Below are 15,852 nucleotides of genomic sequence, written 5' to 3'. Positions count from 1 at the left end.
CCCGGCCGGGGCCGCCGTCCCCCGGCGGGCGGGGGACCGTGCGGGAGGCGGACGTCACCGATGCAGCGCGCCGGCCCAGTCCGCCGGGACCCGTCCCGCGGGACCCGGGGCCGGCTGGTCGGCGGGGTGGCTCCCGGGCCCGGCCAGCTCGGGCCCCGACTCGTACAGCTCCTCGGTGGAGTAGTCCCAGAACCACTCCTCGCCCGGCTCGAAGCTCTGCACCACAGGGTGCCCGGTGGCCCGGAAGTGCGCCGTGGCGTGCTGCGCGGGGGAGGAGTCGCAGCAGCCGACGTGCCCGCACCGGGCGCAGCGCCGCAGGTGGAACCACCAGCCGCCGGCGGCGTCGCACTCCACGCAGCCGTCGCCGCTCGGCGGCACGCTCGGGTCGATCGCGTCGGGCTGGGTCATACCGGCTCCTCGGTGGTCTCGGGCTGGGGTGCGGTCTCGGGTTCCGGCGCGGTCAGCGGCAGCAGCACCTGGAAGCGGGTGTCGCCCGGCACCGACTCGACCTGGAGGCTGCCGTGGTGCTTGTTGACGACGATCCGCCAGGAGATGTCCAGGCCCAGACCGGTGCCCTCGCCGACGGGCTTGGTGGTGAAGAACGGGTCGAAGATGCGGCCGCGGATGTCGGCCGGCACCCCGGGACCGGTGTCGCGGAACTCGACCAGCGCCCGGTCGCCGTCGCGCGCGGTGCGCACCGTGAGCGTGCCGCCGCCCCCGTCGCCGTTCATCGCGAAGACCGCGTTGTCCACGAGGTTCGTCCACACCTGGTTGAGCTCCGCCGGGTAGGCGGGGACCGGCGGGAGCGTGCGGTCGTAGTCCTTGACCACCTGGATGCGCTGCCCGATCTTCCCGGACAGCATCACCAGGGTGCTGTCGAGCAGTTCGTGGACGTCGACCACCCGGTAGGGGGCGCGGTCGAGCTGCGAGTACTGCTTGGCGGCGTCCACGAGGTGCGAGATGCGGGTGGTGGAGTCCTCGATCTCGCTCATCAGCAGCTCGGTCTCGACGGTGTAGTTGAGCCACCCGACCGCCCCGGGCAGGATCTCCTCGTCCACCGCGGCGGCGACCTGCTCCAGCCAGTCCACGTCGAGACCGGCCTGCACGAAGGTCGGCGCGATCCGCCAGCCCTCGGCGATGTCGTGGTCGTCGAGCCAGTCGGTGAGGGTGTCCTCCCGGTCGGACGCCTCCAGCGGGCTCAACGTCGGTGCCTTGGCGACCCGTTCGGCCGTGCGCTCCTGGATCTCGATGAGCCGGGCCAGCGCCTCCGGGTCGTACGCCCCGGAGGCGATGACGCCGAGCTTGTGCCGCATCTTCGCCACCCGCTCGCGCAGCGTGGCGGTGGCGCGGACGGCGGCCGCCGCCGGGTTGTTCAGCTCGTGCGTGAGCCCCGCCGACAACGAGCCGAGGGCGAGCAGCCGTTCGCGCTGCCCGATGGCCCGCTGGGTGTTCTTCGACCCGAAGAACAGGCCCTCCAGCAGGTGCGCGGCCATCGGGAACCACTCCTGCATGACCGCCGCGAACGACTCGGCGGGCAGCACGAAGAACCGGGTCGGCTCGGTCACCCGCATCGAGTTGTTGTAGACCTGCGGCACCCGGTCCCCGAGGTACGCCTGCATGGCGCCCGCGTACACCCCGCGCTGGGAGGTGCGGCTGACCTCGATGTCGTCGCCGCCGACCCGGCGGGAGAGCACCACGGTGCCCTCGATCATCACGTAGAAGCACGTCGCCGGGTCGCCCTCGGTGTAGACGGGCCCCGGCTCGAACCGCTCCACCCGGCCCTCGGCGCACAGCCGCCCCAACTGCTCGGGGGACAGCTTCTCGAACAGGAACAGGGAGCCGACCTCACCCGGGCTGCACGGCATCGGCTGCCCGCTCATGACTGCTCCAGGTAGCGGTGGACGAGCATCACGGCCATGGCTCCCTCTCCCACGGCGGACGCGACGCGCTTGGCGGACTCCGCCCGCGCGTCGCCCGCCACGAACACGCCGGGGACGTTGGTCTCCAGGTGGTACGGCGGCCGGTCCAGCTCCCAGCCGGCCGGCGGGCGCCCGTCGGCGGTCAGGTCGGGCCCGGCCAGGATGAACCCGCGCGGGTCGCGCAGCACCGTGCCGTCCAGCCAGTCGGTCAGCGGCGCGGCGCCGATGAACACGAACAGCCACTGCGCGTCGACGAGTTCGCTCTCCCCGGTGTCCACGTCGCGCAGCGTGAGCTGCTCCAGCCGCTCGGGCCCGTGCGCGGCCTCGACGACGGTCCGGGCGCGCACCGAGATGTTGGGCGCCTCCTCGATCTGCTGGATCAGGTAGTGCGACATCGACGCCGACAGGTCGGGCCCGCGCACCAGCAGCGTCACCGACTTGGCGCCCTTGGCGAGGTACATCGCCGCCTGTCCGGCCGAGTTGGCGCCGCCGACGATGTAGACGTCCTGGCCCTGGCAGGCGGGCGCCTCGGTGAGCGCCGAGCCGTAGTACACCCCGCACCCGGTCAGGGTGTCGCAGCCGGGTGCCGTGAGCTGGCGGTAGGACACGCCCGTCGCGAGGATCACGCTGTGCGCGGCGATCGCCGAGCCGTCGGAGAACCGGACGACCCGGGCGGCGCCGTTGACCTCCAGACCGGTCACCTCGCGCGCGGTGAGGATCTCGGCGCCGAACTTGGCGGCCTGCCGCCGGGCCCGGTCGGTGAGCTGGGCGCCGGAGACGCCGTCGGGGAAGCCGAGGTAGTTCTCGATGCGGGAGCTCTGTCCCGCCTGCCCGCCGGTGGCCGACCGCTCCACCAGCACCGTGCGCAGGCCCTCGGAGGCCCCGTACACGGCGGAGCCGAGGCCCGCCGGGCCGCCGCCGATCACGACCAGGTCGTAGAACTCGGCGGTCGGGGTCGTCGCCAGGCCGACGTGCGCGGCCAGCTCGGGTGGGTCCGGCTCGAGAAGGGTGCCGCCGTCGGGGGTGACGACCAGCGGCAGCCGCTGCCCGTCCTGTCCGGCCGCCTTCAGCAGCCGCCGTCCCTCGGGCTCGTCGGAGGAGTACCAGCGGTAGGGCACCTGGTTGCGGGCCAGGAACTCGCGGACCTCCGAGGACCGCGCCGACCAGCGGTGCCCGACCACCTTGGTGCTGGGCACCGGCCGGTGGTCGCTCGCGCGCCACGCCTCCAGCAGGTCGTCCACCACCGGGTACAGCTTCTCCTCCGGCGGGTCCCACGGCTTGAGCAGGTAGTGGTCGAGGTCGACGACGTTGATCGCGTCGATCGCCGCGTTGGTGTCCGCGTACGCGGTCAGCAGCACCCGGCGCGCACCCGGGTAGACGTCCAGCGCCTGCTCCAGGAACTCGATGCCGTTCATCTGCGGCATCCGGTAGTCGGCCAGGATCACGGCGACCAGGTCGCCGCGCAGCTTCAGCTCGCGCAGCGCCTCCAGCGCCGACTCGCCGGACTCCGCGCGCACGACGCGGTACGAGGCGCCGTAGCGGCGCCTGAGGTCACGGGCGACGGCACGGGAGACACCCGGGTCGTCGTCCACGGTCAGGATGACGGTCCGCGCGGTCTCGGCGGCCTGTGCCATACGTCTCCCACCCCGAGTGATCGGCAGTGCGGCCGGTGACCCGCCGGGGTCGCCGGGCCGGCTCGCTGCCCATCGTATGTTCGATCGTCGTGTCGTGCTGTCCGGTGCCGGTCTGCGGTAAGTGCTCAGGACTGCCGGCGGGGTCCGAGCACGCAGAACTCGTTGCCCTCGGGGTCGGCGAGCACCACCCAGGGCTCGTCGCCGCTCTGGCCGACGTCGGCGTGCCGGGCGCCGAGCGCCAGCAGCCGCTCGACCTCCGCGCGCTGGTCCACGGGCCGGAAGTCCAGGTGCAGCCGGTTCTTGCCCGCCTTGCCGTCGGGGCTGCGGCCGAACAGCAGGCCGGGCAGCCGGTCGGGCGCGGGCCGGATCTCGTACTCGTCGGGGCTGTCGTCGACCACCGCCCAGCCGAGCGCCTCGGCCCACCAGCGGCCCAGCGCCCGCGGATCGTGCGCGTCGACGACGACCTGCTCCCATTCCAGCGTCATGACGGTCAGCGTAGGCACGGTGGGGAACACTGTGCGAGACGTTTTCGATCACGCCACCCCTGACGCAGACACGCAGACACACAAACGCACACACGAACACGAGGAGCAGCCGCATGACGGGCCCGATCACCGCGGGAGTCGACGGGACGGACGAGAGCCTCGCCGCGCTCGCCTGGGCGGCCCGCGAGGCCGTACGACGGGACGCGGCGCTGCGCGTCGTGCACGTCTGGGAGTTCCAGCCGGACGCGGCGCCCGACGTGGCGGACCGCGCCTCCCAGGAGCGCTGGGTGCGCGAGGGCGTCGCGGGAGCGGTACGCACGGTCGCCGGACGGCACCCCGCGCTGGAGGTGACCACCGACGTGCTGGAGGGCCCGCCCGCCGACACGCTCCTGGACGCCGCCCGGGGAGCCGGGATGCTGGTCCTCGGCTCGCGCGGCCACGGCCCGTTCGTCGGGTTCCTGCTGGGCTCCGTCGGCCAGCAGGCGATCACCGAGGCCGCCTGCCCCGTGGTGTCGGTGCGCTCCGGCGACAAGGCGTCCGACGAGGTGGCCGGGCACGAGGTCGTCGTCGGCCAGCAGGGCGAGCCCGAGGACAGCGCGGCCGCCCTGCGGTTCGCGTTCGAGACGGCCGCCGCGCGTGGCGCCTCGGTGCGGGCCGTGCGGGCCTGGACGCTGCCGCCGGTGTTCGCCTACAGCCCCGGCTCGCTGCGGCTGCTCGACGAGGCGGGCGGCCTGGAGCCGTTCGAGCGGCAGGCGCTCGCGGCGGCGCTGGCACCGTGGCGGGAGCGGTTCCCGGACGTGCCGGTCGTCGAGCACGTGGAGATGGGCAGCGCGGCCCAGGTGCTGCTGTCGGTGTCCGGCCGGGCCCAGCTCCTGGTCGTCGGCCGCCGCGCGCACCGCACCGCCATCGGCGCCCGGATCGGGTCCGTGGCGCACGGGATGCTGCACCACGCCGACTGCCCGGTGGCGGTCGTCCCGCCGCGCTGAGGCGGCCGGTCGACGCGGCCGCGGCTCAGTCCTCGGGGACGGTCGGTGCCAGGGTCTCGCGGGCCTTGGGGAGGATGTTCGTGATGTAGTCCTCGACGGCCGTGTCGAGCCCGATGTCGTGCTGGGCGCGCTCGGACAGGTACCAGCGGTGCTCCAGCAGCTCGTGGTAGATCTCCGCCGGGTCCATCGAGCCGCGCAGCTCGACCGGCACGGAGCGCACGGTGGGGCGGAAGACGTCCCGCACCCACCGGTGCGCCAGCACCTCGGGCCGGGCGGCGAGCGGGTCGCCGGGGGCGTGGTCGTCCTGGGTGGCCATCCAGCTCTCCAGGTCGTTCAGCAGCCGCCGCGCCTGGTTCTCCTCGGCGTCCAGGCCGGTCAGCCGCAGCAGCTGGCGCTGGTGGTGGCCGGCGTCGACGACCTTCGGCACGAAGGTCACCGTGTGGCCGTTGGAGGAGTGCTCGATCTGCATCTCGGCCACGTCGAAGCCGAGCTCGTTGAGCCGGCGTATCCGGCGCTCGATGTAGTGGTACTTGCCCGCCGGGTAGACGGACGTGCGGGTCAGCTCCTCCCACAGTCCGCGGTAGCGGGCGCAGATCTCCTGGCCGAACGCGATCGGGTCCACCGACGGGTGCAGCGCGCCGGAGGCCTCCAGGTCGAGCAGCTCGCCGCTGATGTTCACCCGGGCCAGGTCGAGGTCGTAGTCGCGCTGGCCGGGGCTGAGCCGGGGGTGCAGGTCGCCGGTCTCGGCGTCCACGAGGTAGGCGGCGTAGGCGCCCGCGTCGCGCCGGAAGAGCGTGTTGGACAGCGAGCAGTCGCCCCAGGCGAACCCCGCGAGGTGCAGGCGCACCAGCAGGACGGCGAGGGCGTCCATGAGCCGGTGCATGGTCGCGGGCCGCATGGTCGTCTCGAACATCGAGCGGTACGGCATGGAGCCGCCCAGGTGCCGGGTGACGAGCACCGGTTCCAGGGGCTCGCCGGCCCCGTCCGTGCGGCCGGTGACCACGGCGAGCGGGTCCACGGCGGGGATGCCGAGCCGGTCGAGGTCGCGCAGCAGCTCGTACTCGCGCAGCGCGGGCCGCTCGGCGAGCTCCTTGACGGCGATGACCTCCTCGCCGGCGCGGGCGTAGCGCACGACGTGGCGGGAGATGCCGCGGGGCAGGGGGACCAGGACGTCCTCCGGCCACTCCTCCAGCGGGAGCTGCCAGGGCAGTTCCAGGAGCAGCGCCGGGTGCTCCGGGTTGGTCGCGCTGATCTGCAGAGCCATGGACCGACCCTAGACGGCGCGTTCGCGGGCCCGGAGCGCGGCGTCGCGCACGGAGCCCCGGTGGACCGGGCCGTGACCGGGCAGCAGGACGTCGGCGTCCAGCTCCTCGAACACCGCGAGGGAGGCCACGGAGCGCTCCCGCTCGTGGTGGAACATGTCCGGCAGCAGCTGCGGCCCCCGGACGCGCGACGTCGGGTGCCCGCTGACCAGGGCGTCCCCGGAGACCACCACGCCCGCCTCGGGCAGGTGGTAGGCGCAGTGGCCCAGGGTGTGGCCGGGGGTGTGCACCGGCACGGGGCGGCCGGGCAGGTCGAGCGGGCCGTAGGGGCCGTGCGGCCCGCCGGAGGGGAACGGCGCCGGGTCGGTGACCGGCACGTGCGCGGTCCCGCCCGAGCGGATCGCGTGCACGGCCCACGGCAGCACCCCGGGCCGCCAGCCGTTCCTGAGCACCGTCCCGACGCTCACCTGGTGCAGGAACTCGCGCCGGGCGTGCGGCACTTCGGCCTCGTGCAGGAGGACGGGGGTGCCGTGGGCGGCGCGCAGGTACTCGGCCGAGCCGAGGTGGTCGGTGTGCGCGTGGGTGATCAGCACGGCGGCCACCGCCTCCGGTGAACTGCCCACCGCGGCCAAGGATTCCAGGAGCAGCCCGCGGTCGCCGGGATACCCGGTGTCGATCAGGGTGACCGCGTCGCCCTCGCCGAGGATCACCCAGTTGGTGTTGCTGCCGTGCACCAGGTGGATGCCGTCGCCGACCTGCTGGATGTCTGCGCCCATGGCCGTCCCGTCGGAAGTGATAAGAAGCGTTGCGGGGTTGCGGGGGACAGCAAAGCAGAACCGTCCCGGGGGCCGTCACCGGGGGGCGGTCCTGGGCTCAGCGCACGCCCCGCGGGCGGAACTGGATGCTGATGCGGGGGCCCGTGGCCCGGGTGCTCTTGGGGACGCAGTGCTCCCAGGTGCGCTGGCAGGAGCCGCCCATGACGATCAGGTCGCCGTGGCCCAGCGGGCGCCGCACCGTCTGGCCGCCGCCGTGCGCGGGGCGCAGCAGCAGGTCGCGCGGGGCGCCGACGGAGAGGATCGCGACCATGGTGTCCTGCCGGGCGCCGCGGCCGATGCGGTCGCCGTGCCAGGCCACGCTGTCCCGGCCGTCGCGGTAGTGGCACAGGCCCGCCGTGGCGAACGGCTCGCCCAGCTCCTCGGCGTAGTGCGCGGTGAGCGCGGCGCGGGCCTCGTCGAGCACGGGGTGGGGGAGCGGGTCCTCGGCGCCGTAGAAGGCCAGCAGGCGCGGGACGGCCACGACGTTGTCGTACATCTGGCGGCGCTCCTCGCGCCACGGGACGCCGGTGGCCAGCTCCTCGAACAGCGCGTCCGAACCGGTGAGCCAGCCGGGCAGCACGTCGATCCAGGCGCCCGCGCCGAGCACGGTGCGGCGGATGCCGTCGAGCGGGCCGAGCCGCAGGTCCTCGGCCTGGTCGAAGAGGGAACCCTGGAGGTGGTGCCTGGTCATGGGACCAGCGTACTCCTTAATCGAAAATGTGTTCCCGTCGCCGCCGCGGCCGCCGTTCCGTCGCCTCAAGGGGCTGTTCGATACACCGGTGTATCGGATACGTTGCCGTATCCGATGGAGGTGAGCCGTGGACGACGGCGCCAAGCGCGTCACCCGGCGCCGGATCCGCACCCGCGCCCGGCTGCTCGACGCGGCGTTCACGGTGTTCGCCGCCAAGGGGTTCGGGCGGGTGTCGATCGAGGAGGTCTGCGAGGCCGCCGGCTTCAGCCGGGGCGCCTTCTACTCCAACTTCGCCACCCTCGACGAGCTGTTCTTCGCCCTCTACCAGGAGCGCGCCGACCTCATCGCCCGGCAGGTCGCCGACGCCCTCGCCCAGGACGGGCCCGGCCTCGACGTGACCGCCGCCGTGGACCGGGTCACCGAGGTGCTCCTGCTGGACGTGGACTGGCTGCTGGTCAAGACCGACTTCCTGGTGCGCGCGGCACGCGAGCCCGCCGTCGCCCGTTCCCTCCTCGACCACCGAGCGCGGCTGCGCCGGGCCGTCGCGGACCGGCTCGCCCGCGCCCAGGGCCCCACCCCCCTGCCCGCCGTGCTCGGTGGCGCCGAGGGCGCCGCCCGGGCCGTGGTCGCCGCCTACGACGGCGTGACCACCCAACTCCTGCTGGACAAGGACGTGGACGCCGCGCGCGCGTGGCTCAAGCAGCTCCTCACGGCCCTCCTCGCCGCACCCCCCACGCCCCCGCCGGCCACCCGGGCCCCGGCACACACCCACACACCGTCGGCCCACGGTCGACGAACCCCGGGCCCAACCCCCGGGGCATGACCTCCAGGAAGGAACGGACGCCCATGGACGCGGACGTCATCGTCGTCGGAGCGGGCCTCGCCGGCCTGGTCGCCGCACACGAGCTCACCAGCCGGGGCCGGCGGGTCGCCCTGGTCGACCAGGAGAACGCCGCCAACCTCGGCGGCCAGGCGTTCTGGTCCTTCGGCGGGCTGTTCCTCGTCGACTCGCCCGAGCAGCGCCGCCTCGGCGTCAAGGACTCCCTCGACCTGGCCTGGAACGACTGGCAGGGCAGCGCCGGGTTCGACCGCCTGGACGACGAGGACTCCTGGGCCGTGCGCTGGGCGCGGGCCTACGTCGAGTTCGCGGCGGGGGAGAAGCGCGTCTGGCTGGAGGGGCACGGCATCAAGCTGCTGCCCACGGTCGGCTGGGCCGAGCGCGGCGACCTGCGCGCGGACGGCCACGGCAACTCCGTGCCCCGCTTCCACATCGCCTGGGGCACGGGCACCGGTGTCGTCGAGCCGTTCGTCCGCTACGCCCGGCAGGCCGCCCGGGACGGCCTGCTCACCTTCCTCCACCGCCACCGGGTGGACGAACTGGTGCTGGAGCAGGGCGCGGCGCGTGGCGTGCGCGGCACCGTCCTCGCCCCGGACGACGCACCGCGCGGCGTCGCCTCCAGCCGCGAGGCGGTCGGCACCTTCGAACTGACCGCCCAGGCCGTGATCGTCACCTCGGGCGGCATCGGCGCCGACCACGACGTCGTGCGCCGCCACTGGCCCGCACGGCTCGGCACCCCGCCCGCCCGGATGGTCACCGGCGTGCCCGCCTACGTCGACGGCCGCATGCTCGACATCAGCGCCCGGGCCGGCGTCCGCCTCGTCAACCGCGACCGCATGTGGCACTACACCGAGGGCGTGCGCAACTGGGACCCGGTCTGGCCCGGCCACGGCATCCGCATCCTGCCCGGCCCGTCCTCGATGTGGTTCGACGCCCTCGGCCGCCGGCTGCCCGACCCGTGCCTGCCCGGCTACGACACCCTCGGCACCCTGCGCCACCTGCGCACCACCGAGGACATCGCCGGGTACGACCACTCCTGGTTCGTCCTCAGCCGGCGGATCGTGGAGAAGGAGTTCGCGCTGTCCGGCTCCGAGCAGAACCCGGACATCACCGCCAAGGACCGCCGGGCGGTCCTGCGCGACCGGGTCCTCGGCAAGGGCGCCCCCGGTCCCGTGCAGGCGTTCCTCGACCGGGGCGCGGACTTCGTCGTCGCCGACACCCTGGAGCGGCTCGTCGAGAAGATGAACGGCCTCACCGACGAGCCGCTCCTGGACGCCGACCTGATGCGTCGTCAGGTCCGGGCGCGGGACCTGCAGATCGACAACCCGTACGCCAAGGACGCCCAGGTGCAGGGCATCCGCAACGCGCGCCGCTACCTCGGCGACCGCCTCGGCCGCGTCGCCGCCCCGCACCGCATCCTCGACCCGGCCGCCGGACCGCTCGTCGGCGTCAAGCTGCACGTCCTCACCCGCAAGACGCTCGGCGGCATCCAGACCGACCTCGACTCGCGCGCCCTCGGCGCCGACGGCACCCCGGTCGACGGGCTTTACGCCGCCGGCGAGGTGGCCGGCTTCGGCGGCGGCGGCGTGCACGGCTACAACGCCCTCGAGGGCACCTTCCTCGGCGGCTGCCTGTTCTCGGGGCGCGCGGCGGGCCGGGCGGCGGCGCAGCAGACGGCGTGAGAGGAACGGACGGGAATGGACCCGGGAGACCCGGGAGCAGGCGCCCCGCAGGTCAGACGCCCCCTAGCCCTCCCGCACCAGCCGGGCCAGCACCGCCGCGTGGCTGTGCTCCGGGTCCTTCGCCGACGTCAGCAGGGTCACTGACCCCTTGCGGGCCGACTCCCGCAGCCCGTCCAGGAGTTCGGCCGCCCCGGGCGCGGCGAGCTCCTCCTCGTAGCGGCCGGCGAACTCCTCGTAGGAGCCCTCGCCCGCGTGGTACCAGCGGCGCAGCTCCGCGGACGGGGTGAGGCCCTTGGGCCACTCGTCGACGTGGGCGACGTCCTTGGACACGCCCCGCGGCCACAGCCGGTCCACCAGGACGCGCAGGCCGTCGGCGGGTTCGGGATCGTCGTAGACACGGCGCACTCGTACGCTCACCGGCGGGCCTTTCCACGGGGTCGACGCAACGGACGGGGGAGGGGCAGCGGGCTCGGGGGCTGTCCGGAGCGTACTGCGGGCAGGCCGTCCGCGCGCGCCCGGCGTGACGCGGCGTGACTTGACCTGATCATGGGTGAGGGCGCGGCCCGCCGGCCCTACGCTGGACGATCGATCACCGCCACCCCCGACGGAGCGACCCTCCACCCCGGGTGGAGCGCCCCTGCCGACCCGCTCAGGAGAGCACGTGACCCGATCCCGGCCCCCGAGGCCCAGCCACCGTCCCGCGCACGGCCCGCGCCGCCGGGCCCTCACGGCGACCGTTCCCCTGGCGCTGGCCGCCCTGCTCGCCTCCGCGAGCCCCGCGGGGGCCACCACGACGGGTGGCGCCGGGGTCGGCGACCCGTACTTCCCGCTCGCCGGGAACGGCGGCTACCACGTGTCGCACTACGGGCTGGACCTGCGCTACGACCCCGCCGCCCGGCACCTCGACGGCACCGCGGTCCTCACCGCCCGCGCCACCCGGCGGCTCACCCGCTTCGACCTCGACCTCAGCGGCCTGAAGGTCACCGGCCTGACCGTCGACCGCGCCCCGGCCGCGCACCGGCGCGACGGCCAGGAACTCGTCGTCACCCCGCGCCGGGCCCTGCGCAAGGGCCAGTGGTTCCAGGTGACCGTCACCTACCGGGGCACCCCGAAGCCGGTCACCGACCCGGACGGCTCCCCGGACGGCTGGATCGCCACCGACGACGGTGCCTTCGTCGCGGGCGAACCCCAGGGCGCCATGACGTGGTTCCCCGCCAACAACCACCCCACCGACAAGTCGTCGTACGACATCTCGGTGACCGTCCCGCAGGGACGCACCGCCGTCGCCAACGGCGTCCTGGTCGGCCGGCGCACCCACCAGGGCCGCACCACGTTCCACTGGCGCCAGAGCGAGCCCATGGCCGCCTACCTGGCCACCGCCACCGTCGGCACCTTCCAGGTCCGGCAGTACACCACCCGCGACGGCATCCGCGTCTACGACGCCGTCGACCCGCGCGAGGCCACCGCCGCCGCGCCCGTCCTGAAGAAGCTGCCCTCCGTGCTGGAGTGGGAGAGCCGCCTCTTCGGCCCCTACCCCTTCCGCAGCGCCGGATCGATCGTCGACCACGCACCCGACGTCGGCTACGCCCTGGAGACCCAGGGGCGGCCCGTCTACGACAGCGCACCCGACGTGGACACCCTGGTGCACGAGAACGCCCACCAGTGGTTCGGCGACTCGGTGTCCGTCACCTCGTGGAAGGACATCTGGCTCAACGAGGGCTTCGCCACCTACGCCGAGTGGCTCTACGAGGAGCAGCACGGCGGCGACAGCGCGCAGAAGGAGTTCGACGCGCTCTACGCCCGCCCGGCCGGCGACCCCCTGTGGGCCTACCCGCCCGCCGACCCCGGCGACGGCGCGCACCTGTTCGGCACCCCGGTCTACGCCCGCGGCGCCATGGCCCTGCACGCCCTGCGCACCGCCGTCGGCGACCGGGACTTCTCCCGCGTCCTGCGCGCCTGGGCGAGCGCCCACCGGTACGGCAACGGCACCACCGCAGACTTCCGGCGGCTGGCCGAGCACGTCGCGGGCAAGGACCTCGGCGCCGTGTTCACCACCTGGCTCTACACTCGGGGCAAGCCGAGCCGCCCGTAGGGGCGTTCGGCCGGCGCGGGCCGAACGCGTCGCAGAAACTGACCAGTTCCTCACATCCGTCGGCCAAGGTCGAGACATGATCGCGCACCGACCCCGGGCCGCCCTGCTCGCCGTCCTGCTCCTGCTCACCGGGTGCGGCGGCGGCGCGGCGGCCTCCTCGGGGCCCGCCGCCCCGCCGGCCCCGACCGGCACCCCGCCCGCGCCCGCCGTGACGGTGCGCGCGGCCCCGGCCCGGATACCCGGCCTCGGCCCGGCGACCCTGGCCCGCATACCGGGGACGGCCGGGCAGGTCGTCGTGGTCACCGGACGCGACCGGGACTCGCCGCTGTCCACGGTCGTCCTGTACCGGCGCACCGCCGACGGCTGGCAGCCCGGCCCCGCCTGGCCCGCGCACAACGCCCTGCGCGGCTGGAGCGCCCACCACACGGGCGGTGACCTGCGCAGCCCCCTGGGCGTGTTCACCCTCAGCGACGCGGGCGGGCGGCGCCCCGACCCCGGGACCCGGCTGCCCTACCACCACTCGCGCGGCTTCACCTCGCCCGGCACCGGCTTCGAGGGGGAGCCGCTGGAGGGCTCCTTCGACTACGTCGTCGCCATCGACTACAACCGCCGGCCGGGCACCTCACCCCTCGACTGGACCCGGCCGCTCGGCGCGCGCCGCGGCGGCGGCATCTGGTTCCACGTCGACCACGGCGGCCCCACGCACGGCTGCGTCAGCCTCGCCGAGGCCCACATGAAGGACCTCCTGCGCACGCTCGACCCCGCCCTCCACCCGGTCGTCGTGATGGGCGACCATGCCTTCCTCGCCCGCTGAAGGACGAGCACCCCGCCCGCCGACCGAAGGGGAACCGTCCCGTGTGCGCCCACGTACTCGTCGCCGAGGACGACGCGATGCAGGCCGAACTCATCCGCCGCACCCTCCTGGCCGAGGGCCACACGGCCACCGTCGTCCACGACGGGCCCGCCGCCCTGGCCACCGCCCGCCGCCTCGGCCCCGACCTCGTGGTGCTCGACCTCATGCTGCCCGGCCTCGACGGCTTCGAGGTGTGCCGGGCGCTGCGCCGCGAGGGCGACGTGCCCGTGCTGATGCTCACCGCCCGCACCGCCGAGGACGACGTCCTGCTCGGCCTGGACCTCGGCGCCGACGACTACATGACCAAGCCGTACAGCCCGCGCGAGCTGATGGCCCGGATCCGCACGGTGCTGCGGCGCGGCGGCCGGGCCGCCGGGCGGCGCGCGGACCCGGTGCTGCGGGCGGCGGGCCTGGCCGTCGACCCCGCGCGGCACGAGGTGCGGTGCGACGGCGTGCCCGTGGAGTGCACCCCGGCCGAGTTCCAGATCCTGCTGGCCCTCGTGGGGGAGCCCGAACGCGTCTTCACCCGGCGCCAGTTGCTCCAGTGCACCAGCGGCTCCGAGCGGGCCTCCACGGAGCGGGCCATCGACGTGCACATCATGAACCTGCGCAAGAAGGTCGAGACCGACCCGCGCCGCCCGGCCCGGCTGCTCACCGTCTTCGGCGTCGGCTACAAGCTCAGCGGCGGCCCCGGATGACCCGGTGGCCCCGCGGTCGGGCCCGAGGTCCCCGCCGGGCCCGGATACCGGTGCGCAAACGCCTGCTGGTGCGGCTGCTGATCGCCTCCGTGCTGATCGCCGTCTGCTCCGTGGCCGCCACCACCTGGCTGGCCATCGAGACCACCACCCGCGCCCTGAAGGAGGAACAGGGCCAGGCCCTCGCCGACGACATGGACATCCTCGCCCGGCTCAGCGGCTACGCCGCCACCCACCCCGACTGGCGGGACGTCCGGGCCACCGTGCGGGCCCTGTCCGCGCAGACCGGCCGGCGCATCGCCCTGACCACCACCGACCGCACCCCGCTCGCCGACTCCGCGCCGCCCGGCACCTCCCTGCCGCCCCGCGCCGCCGCCACCGTCGACCCGCTGCACACCGACACCTACTCCGAGCGCGGCGCCCAGCGCACCGGCATCGACCCGCGCGCGGTCGGCCCGTACCGGCTGACCGCGGGCGAACGCGCCACGCTCGACGGCCTCGCCCGCGTCCGGCAGCGCTGCCTCGACCGCTACGGCCTGCCCACCACCGTCACCCGCGTCCCCAGCGGGCGCCCGGTCGTCACCGAGGACACCGGGGCCGTCGGCGCCGACCCGGACGCCACCGACTGCGCCGACGGCCGGCTCAACACGCCCACGGCGACCGAGGAGAAGGCCCTGCGCGCCCTGCAGGAACAGGCCGGCGGCTGCCTGACGAGGCTCGGCCTGGACGCGGGCACCCCGCTGTACCTCGTCGTGGACGTCACCGAGGGGCTCGTCCCCGCCATCGCCGGGAAGTTCTCCTCGGCCCGCGACGCCCGGGCCCTGCACACCGCCCAGACCTGCGTCGACAGCGCCCGCCGGGCCCAGCTCGACCCGTACGTCGCCCCGGTCGCCGAGCTGTTCCTCGGCGGGGGCGCGGGTGACGCGCCGCCCCGCTTCGACATGTCCCCGGCCAACAAGGCGAAGGTCGCCGGGGCCGCGGGACTGGTCCTCGCCGTCACCGTCGCGGTGACCGCCGTGGTCGCCACCCGGCTCGTCCGCCCGCTGCGCGCCCTGACCGAGGCCGCCCAGCAGCCGCCGGAGGCGCACGCGCGCGTGCCCGTCACCACCCGCGACGAGACCGGCATCCTCGCCGAGGCGTTCAACGACCTCGCCGAGCGCCGCGAGCGCCTGGAGGCCCAGCGCAAGGCCCTGGTCAGCGACATCGCCCACGAGCTGCGCAGCCCGCTGACCAACATCCGCGGCTGGCTGGAGGTCACCCGCGACGGCCTCGTCGACCCCGACCCCGGGCTGCTGTCGGCGCTGCACGAGGAGGCACTCGTGCTGCAGCGGGTCATCGACGACCTGCGCGACCTCGCCGACGCCGACGCCGGGACCCTGCGCCTGCACCCCGAGCCGGTGGCCGCCGACGAGCTGATCGCCCAGGTCGCCGCGGCCCACCGCGTCGCCGCCGACGCCGCGGGCGTCACGCTGCGCACCCGGGCGGACGGCACCCCCTGGCTGGACGCCGACCCGGTACGGCTGCGCCAGGCCCTCGGCAACCTCGTCACCAACGCCGTACGGCACACCCCCCGCGGCGGCACGGTCACCCTGTCCGCGGGCCGCGAGGGGGACCGGGTGGTGCTGGAGGTCGCCGACACCGGTACCGGCATCGCGGCCGAGGACCTGCCGCACGTCTTCGAGCGCTTCTGGCGGGCCGAGAAGTCCCGCAGCCGCCGCACCGGGGGCAGCGGGCTCGGCCTGTCCATCGTGCGGCACCTCGTCGCGGCGCACGGCGGCACCGCCGGGGCGCGCAGCACCCCGGGCCGGGGCAGCGCCTTCACCCTGCGCCTGCCTGCGGGAACGGCGCCGGGGGACCCCTGATTCCGCACGTGACTGCGGGGTACTCCGGTGTCCGGACG

15 protein-coding genes are annotated in these 15,852 nt (G+C 74.8%); 7 read left to right on the top strand and 8 right to left on the bottom strand.

Annotated elements, in window-relative coordinates; translation table 11 throughout:
• Positions 1-54: 54 nt before the first annotated feature.
• The 4 genes from E4U92_RS08530 to E4U92_RS08515 all read right to left on the bottom strand — a co-directional run bounded on the left by E4U92_RS08530 (position 55) and on the right by E4U92_RS08515 (position 4,038).
• Positions 55-408, bottom strand: coding sequence for a UBP-type zinc finger domain-containing protein (locus E4U92_RS08530; RefSeq protein ID WP_137299693.1), 354 nt, complete (start codon positions 406-408; stop codon positions 55-57).
• Positions 405-1,880: an ATP-binding protein gene (locus E4U92_RS08525; protein WP_137299692.1), complete on the bottom strand. Its 1,476-nt coding sequence runs from the start codon at positions 1,878-1,880 to the stop codon at positions 405-407. The genes E4U92_RS08530 and E4U92_RS08525 overlap by 4 nt, the downstream gene beginning before the upstream one ends.
• On the bottom strand, positions 1,877-3,553 hold the full coding sequence (locus E4U92_RS08520; protein ID WP_137299691.1) for an NAD(P)/FAD-dependent oxidoreductase: 1,677 nt from the start codon (positions 3,551-3,553) through the stop codon (positions 1,877-1,879). Before E4U92_RS08520 ends, E4U92_RS08525 begins: the two co-directional genes overlap by 4 nt.
• Before the next feature lie 125 nt (positions 3,554-3,678).
• On the bottom strand, positions 3,679-4,038 hold the full coding sequence (locus E4U92_RS08515) for a VOC family protein (RefSeq protein WP_137299690.1): 360 nt from the start codon (positions 4,036-4,038) through the stop codon (positions 3,679-3,681).
• A 113-nt stretch (positions 4,039-4,151) separates the two neighbouring features.
• Here E4U92_RS08515 and E4U92_RS08510 point away from each other — a divergent pair, with 113 nt between their 5' ends.
• A complete protein-coding gene (locus E4U92_RS08510) occupies positions 4,152-5,024 on the top strand; it encodes a universal stress protein (protein ID WP_137299689.1) in 873 nt (290 codons plus the stop codon).
• Positions 5,025-5,049: 25 nt separating this feature from the next.
• Here E4U92_RS08510 and E4U92_RS08505 read toward each other — a convergent pair whose 3' ends face one another.
• The 3 genes from E4U92_RS08505 to E4U92_RS08495 all read right to left on the bottom strand — a co-directional run bounded on the left by E4U92_RS08505 (position 5,050) and on the right by E4U92_RS08495 (position 7,792).
• Positions 5,050-6,288 carry a DUF4032 domain-containing protein gene (locus tag E4U92_RS08505; RefSeq protein WP_137299688.1) on the bottom strand — a complete coding sequence of 413 codons (1,239 nt, stop codon included), beginning with the start codon at positions 6,286-6,288 and terminating at the stop codon, positions 5,050-5,052.
• A 9-nt stretch (positions 6,289-6,297) separates the two neighbouring features.
• Entirely contained in the window at positions 6,298-7,062 is a 765-nt protein-coding gene (locus E4U92_RS08500; protein ID WP_137299687.1) for an MBL fold metallo-hydrolase, read from the bottom strand.
• 97 nt (positions 7,063-7,159) lie between these two features.
• On the bottom strand, positions 7,160-7,792 hold the full coding sequence (locus tag E4U92_RS08495; protein WP_137299686.1) for an alpha-ketoglutarate-dependent dioxygenase AlkB: 633 nt from the start codon (positions 7,790-7,792) through the stop codon (positions 7,160-7,162).
• Between the two features lie 127 nt (positions 7,793-7,919).
• Between E4U92_RS08495 and E4U92_RS08490 the strand changes: the two genes are divergently transcribed.
• Together E4U92_RS08490 and E4U92_RS08485 are read left to right on the top strand one after the other, a co-directional pair.
• Complete coding sequence (locus tag E4U92_RS08490; RefSeq protein ID WP_137299685.1) at positions 7,920-8,615, top strand: TetR/AcrR family transcriptional regulator; 696 nt, start codon at positions 7,920-7,922, stop codon at positions 8,613-8,615.
• Positions 8,616-8,638: 23 nt separating this feature from the next.
• Positions 8,639-10,312 carry an FAD-binding dehydrogenase gene (locus E4U92_RS08485; RefSeq protein WP_137300125.1) on the top strand — a complete coding sequence of 558 codons (1,674 nt, stop codon included), beginning with the start codon at positions 8,639-8,641 and terminating at the stop codon, positions 10,310-10,312.
• A 63-nt stretch (positions 10,313-10,375) separates the two neighbouring features.
• On the opposite strand, the gene E4U92_RS08480 is transcribed toward E4U92_RS08485, so the two are convergent.
• Positions 10,376-10,729 carry a DUF488 domain-containing protein gene (locus E4U92_RS08480; RefSeq protein ID WP_137299684.1) on the bottom strand — a complete coding sequence of 118 codons (354 nt, stop codon included), beginning with the start codon at positions 10,727-10,729 and terminating at the stop codon, positions 10,376-10,378.
• A 244-nt stretch (positions 10,730-10,973) separates the two neighbouring features.
• Between E4U92_RS08480 and E4U92_RS08475 the strand changes: the two genes are divergently transcribed.
• The 4 genes from E4U92_RS08475 to E4U92_RS08460 all read left to right on the top strand — a co-directional run bounded on the left by E4U92_RS08475 (position 10,974) and on the right by E4U92_RS08460 (position 15,814).
• Complete coding sequence (locus E4U92_RS08475) at positions 10,974-12,404, top strand: M1 family metallopeptidase (RefSeq protein WP_137299683.1); 1,431 nt, start codon at positions 10,974-10,976, stop codon at positions 12,402-12,404.
• Positions 12,405-12,480: 76 nt separating this feature from the next.
• Positions 12,481-13,218, top strand: a complete 738-nt coding sequence (locus tag E4U92_RS08470; protein ID WP_137299682.1) for a L,D-transpeptidase family protein — start codon at positions 12,481-12,483, stop codon at positions 13,216-13,218.
• A 41-nt stretch (positions 13,219-13,259) separates the two neighbouring features.
• Positions 13,260-13,955, top strand: coding sequence for a response regulator transcription factor (locus tag E4U92_RS08465; protein WP_137299681.1), 696 nt, complete (start codon positions 13,260-13,262; stop codon positions 13,953-13,955).
• Complete coding sequence (locus E4U92_RS08460; RefSeq protein WP_137299680.1) at positions 13,952-15,814, top strand: sensor histidine kinase; 1,863 nt, start codon at positions 13,952-13,954, stop codon at positions 15,812-15,814. The genes E4U92_RS08465 and E4U92_RS08460 overlap by 4 nt, the downstream gene beginning before the upstream one ends.
• Positions 15,815-15,852 lie beyond the last annotated feature (38 nt).

The organism is Streptomyces galbus, assembly GCF_005280195.1.
In the GTDB taxonomy this organism is placed as follows: Bacteria; Actinomycetota; Actinomycetes; order Streptomycetales; family Streptomycetaceae; genus Streptomyces; species Streptomyces galbus.
This window is presented reverse-complemented; position numbering and strand designations above follow the sequence as displayed.